1 protein-coding gene is annotated in these 1,559 nt (G+C 35.9%); it reads right to left on the reverse strand.

The annotated features are described in order from the left end of the window. Positions 1-1,024: 1,024 nt before the first annotated feature. A partial coding sequence (locus A3766_RS20960) for a hypothetical protein (protein ID WP_231882948.1) occupies positions 1,025-1,559 on the reverse strand: 535 nt, incomplete at its 5' end.

The following is a 1,559-nucleotide window of genomic DNA, read 5'->3' on the forward strand; positions in this document are numbered from 1 at the left end:
CCTGCCATATTTTGCATATTCTCGGCTATCATAATTTGCCATTACATATAGACGATTACCTTGAATTTCCATCTGGAAGATTTGCTGGCCTGATTTTAGAATCTGGGTTACGGGCAACTTTTTAGAAAAATCACAAATATTACTTACCTCAATATTGGGGTATTGATCCCAACCATCGCTGCCAACACCACTAAACAAGAAAAAGTCTTTTATTGCATATTTTAGTGACCTTTCCTTGATTAGCGCCCTAAAAAAATCAATGTTTTCTGCTTTTAACAAGGAGTCGCAGCCAACTGCATCAGGACTTGTATTTCTTACTTTAACGTTTGTGTTTTCAACTTTATCGAGATATTTGGCAAATTTTTCCTGATGAATTTTCTCTTTGCTGATCGAGGGGGCTATCATCAGTTCTTCATCACCTTTTTTACAAGCCTCGATAGCTTTTAAATAATTCGCAGAAAAGCCTGACAGGCTAAAGGTTTCAGTTTTGATATCAAATTTGCTAGCGATCTCACTTGGTTCGTTCACTGTAAAGCTAACAGAATTACCTTTTTTCAAGTCGTTGATAAATTCATCGGTTACAGGTACATTTGTGAAATTTGCAATATCTATTTTGGAGGTTAACTTAANAGCCGAGACCAAAGGAGCTGTAATAAAAGATTCTTTATCATCAACTTTTACTGTCAGTTTAACGTCTTTTCCCTCGTATTCTGACAAACCTTTTTCGTAGGTTGAAATGGTTAACCAGAGAACACTTTGAGAACAATTACTTTTATCAACCCAAAAACCAAACTTGTTACCATAAGCCGCTTGACCATTTGTAACATATAGGTACTTATCGCTATTAAGTGACTCTGTTTTCCAATCTCGATATTCCCAAGTATATCCACTCGCAATGGAAGGGCCTTGGACAAAAAGTGTTAACAAGAAAACGAATAGAACTTTTAGTTTCATCGTATTTACCTGAAACGTGTGTTGATTGAATTTTAACAAAGTCAGGCAACGAAGAGCCTGCAGAAGCTAATCAGCAGTTCCCACAATTAGGGATACTTGTGCCTAGGTTTCTGATATTTTTTTTTGCGAGATTTAAATGACGTACTTTGTCGGCAAAATCTAAACCTGGATTGTGCATATTACACTTTAACTCTGAAATCTTTTCTTTATTTTTTTCTACTACGATTCCTGACCAGTCGCTTCCGTATGAATGACTTTGCAGATCTAAAGTGTATGTATAGCTGCTAATACTAAAGGAAAGCTGTATTTCTCTTCCTTTTGCATACCCAGACTCTGCAAAAGAAAAGGCTTCTTTTGGAGCTCTTTGGGTTAATGGATATTCAAGTTCAATAGACTCTATAGATTTCCCGTAACGGTATTTTATATAACCCTCAGTAGGTGAAATATTTTCTGAGGCGCAAATTGAAGCGTTTTTTTTGCCTATATCGCATGTAAATAGCATGCGCTCATATTTTTTGCACAAGTCTGACGCAGTACTAATTGAGGTAAAAACCATTGACGAAATAAATAAAGCTTGGATGGTTATTCTTTTCACTCTGTTTTTT

The sequence above is a fragment of the Oleiphilus sp. HI0132 genome, assembly GCF_001635845.1.